Consider the following 3,437-nt stretch of genomic DNA (forward strand, 5'->3'; position numbering starts at 1 on the left):
CCAGGAACAGGGCGGTCAGCTTGCCCGCCGCGATCTGCGAATAGAACGCCTTGGTCGAGGCCACCGACATTTCGACGTCGCGGCCGTCGGACGTGTAGAGCACCGACTGCGCCTTGCGCACCAGGTCCGAACTGCGCCGGTTGACGATGGCGTGGACGAAGGCGCCGCGCTCGCGGGCCAGGTCGACCGCGCGGTTGGTGTCCGTCGTCGTGCCCGACTGCGAGACCGCGATCACCAGCGCATCGGTGAAATCATAGGCGTCGATATCCGCCGAAAGCTCCGACGACCGCACCGCCTGCACCGGAACGCGCAGGCGCGCTTCGCGCGACAATGCGCGCTCGACAAGATGGCCGATGCCGACCGCCGCCACGCCGGCGGTGCCCTGACCGATGACATAGATGCGCGACAGCCCGCCCTTGAGCGCTTCGCGCAGGCCGGCCCAGATGTCGTGCGGCAACCGATCGAACGCGACGAGGCCCTTGCGCCGCCGGAACCGCCCGCGCAGCGTCTTGGTCACGCTCGACGGCCCGTCATGGATTTCCTTTTCCAGATAGGTGTCGAAGCCGCCGCGATAAATGTCGCGCGCCCAGATCCCGATCGGGTCGAACCTCAGCTTGGCCTCGGTGCCGTCATTGACGGTGCGCATGCGCGCGGCATCTTCATCGGCATGAAGATGGATGACGGACCCGCCGGCGACCGAGCGCGCCAGATTGGCCGCCTGCCGTGCCGCGTTGCAGAGCCCGTAGACCTCCGAGGCGAACATGAAGCCGTCGACCCGCCGGGCCGCGTAAAGGCCCTGGCCGGAGCCTTTCTGGGCCAGCAGCGCCTCGCCCGGCATCGACGGGTCGATGCAGCCGATGGCGACCGAACCGTCGAGCCGTCGAACCGCGCCGCGGAACCGTTCGAGCCGGTCGCCATTGTCGGCATCGCCCAGACGGTCCGCCAGCGGGATCACCTTGGCGTCGGTCGTGATCGCCGGATCGACCGCGCCCTGCCGATTGGTGACCAGTTCGGCCATCAGTTCGGCGTGATTGTCGACATCGCCGTTGAGCGCATACATCGCGCCCAGGGCCGCCGCCGGATCGGTGGCCTCGTCCGCCGTCAGGGACGGGTTGTGCGGGTGGCAGTTGGCGACCGAGATGACCCCGTGCGAGGCCCAGCGCGTGTGCGACAGGATGGATGCGCGCCGCGCGCCGCCCGCCAGCGTCCACAACAGGGCGTCGGCGGCGATCGCCGCGCGCAGCGCCGCGCCATTGTCGCCCAGCCGCCCCACCAGATTGGCCGTCTTGTAGCTGAAGGTGATCGTCGTGCCCGCCTTGCCGCGCGGGGTCGCATGCACCGCGCGGTGGCCGGCGTGAAGGTCGGCGGCGCGCGCGGCCAGTTCGCCGGCCATCGCCGCGGGCAGCCGGTCGACACGATCGGCCGGCACGTCGATCTGAAGGGCGATGCCGGCCGAATCGCGGCCGCGCACCTCAAGCCTGTCGATCGCGCGCAGCACATATTCGGTGGCGACGGCCACATGCAGCACCGTCGTCCCTTCAAGATCGGTCCCGGCGGCGACCAGCGCCCGCGCCGCGGCCGCGTGATCGGCCAGTTCCGCCGAAAGCTGCCAGCCCATGTCGCGCAGCGCCTCGATCAGCGGGTCCAGATCGGTGCGTCCGCCTTTCGACAGGGCGGTAAGGGCGGTTTCGTGCGCGGCAAAACCCTCGGCGAGCCGCCGCACGGCCGCTTCCAGCGCGGCGTCGAGCGCCACCCGCCGAACGGCGGCGATCGACATCATCGCATCGAAGCGCGCCTTGAGCGTGCCGACCGCGCCGTCGAGCCATTCGAGGGCGCCTTCGCCGGGCTCGACCGCGCTGGCCGCCTCGCTCAGGTCGAGCAGGAATCGCGTGTCGATCCCGTCTGTGGAAAACTCCCTGGTGACGTAGCCGGCAATGCCGCACATGTTCTGTCCCCCTCGCCCGCCGCGCCCTGTGGCGCCTTCGACGGCAACGCTTTGAAGCCGGCACGAGCCCGGGGCGCAACACCGAATCACGCCCAGGCGATCACTTCGCGCATCAACCTGTTATCAGCGACAGGCCGACCGCAAGGGCCGTTCCGCGGCCGCGTCGAACGGCCCGACCATCATCGGACACGGAATATGACAGTTGTGTGATTGCGTGATTTTTGCAACGCTCCGCCAATATTTCGCCGCAAAGCGCATGTTAATTTACGGTTAACGGCGAAAGCCGTCGTCCGGCTTAGGCCCGTCCCCCGCCGATCCGGACAAGTGGCAGCCTAATCCCCCTCTCCGGGCTGCCACTTCTGCTTCTCAAGCCATCATGCGCGACCTCCGCATGATGGCTTTTTTTGAGCGGCCGTGTCTTTGGTTTTGACATGCTCCGGCCCGGCGCCCATCAATCGCGTTCAGCCCAGCCTGACCATGGAGCCCGCGATGAACCCTACCGATCTGCCCCTGCAACCGGTTCTGGACGCACTCGACGATTCGGTCGATGCCGGCCTTGAACGCCTGTTCGCCCTTTTGCGGATCAGGTCGATCTCCACCGATCCCGCCTTTGGCGACCAGTGCCGGGCCGCCGCCCGATGGCTGGCCGACGATCTTGCCTCGATCGGCTTTGACGCGTCGGTGCGCGACACGCCGGGCCACCCGATGGTCGTCGCCCACCATGACGGGCCAGCCGGGGCGCCGCACGTCCTGTTCTACGGCCATTATGACGTCCAGCCCGTCGACCCGCTCGACCTTTGGGAGGACGACCCGTTCGCGCCGGCGCTCAAGGAGCGCGACGGCGTCACGGTGATCAGCGGACGCGGCGCGTCCGACGACAAGGGGCAGTTGATGACCTTCGTCGAGGCGTGCCGCGCCTACAAGGCCGTCCACGGCGCGCTGCCGTGCCGGGTGACGATCCTGTTCGAGGGCGAGGAGGAGAGCGGGTCGCCCTCGCTCAAGCCGTTCCTTGAGGCCAACGCCGAAGAGCTCGGGGCGGAGGTCGCGCTCGTCTGCGACACGTCCATGTGGGACAGCCGGACGCCCGCCATCTCGGGCAGCCTGCGCGGCATGGTGGGCGAGGAGATCACCGTGCGCGCGGCCGACCGCGATCTGCATTCGGGCCATTATGGCGGCGCGGCGGCCAATCCGCTGCATATTCTCAGCGCGATCCTCGCCGGCATGCACGACGAGGCGGGCCGGGTGACGATCCCCCACTTCTATGACGGCGTCGAGGAGGTTCCGGCCCAGCAGCTCGAAAGCTGGAAGGCCCTTGGCCTGACCGACGCGGCGTTCCTGGGCGAGGTCGATCTCAAATATCCGTCCGGCGAGGCGGGACGCAGCGTGCTGGAGCTGACATGGGCGCGCCCGACCGCCGAGGTCAACGGCGTCACCGGCGGCTATACGGGCGAAGGGTTCAAGACGGTCATTCCGGCCGAGGCTTCGGCGAAGA

Annotated in this window: 2 protein-coding genes; one reads left to right on the top strand and one right to left on the bottom strand. The window is 68.6% G+C overall.

Annotated elements, in window-relative coordinates:
• The coding region (locus AC5E6L_RS12895; RefSeq protein WP_491773797.1) for an SIS domain-containing protein at positions 1–1,945 on the bottom strand (1,945 nt) is incomplete at its 3' end.
• Between the two features lie 489 nt (positions 1,946–2,434).
• Between AC5E6L_RS12895 and AC5E6L_RS12900 the strand changes: the two genes are divergently transcribed.
• A partial coding sequence (locus AC5E6L_RS12900; protein ID WP_491773799.1) for a M20/M25/M40 family metallo-hydrolase occupies positions 2,435–3,437 on the top strand: 1,003 nt, incomplete at its 3' end.

It is taken from the genome of Roseitalea sp. (assembly GCF_984466335.1).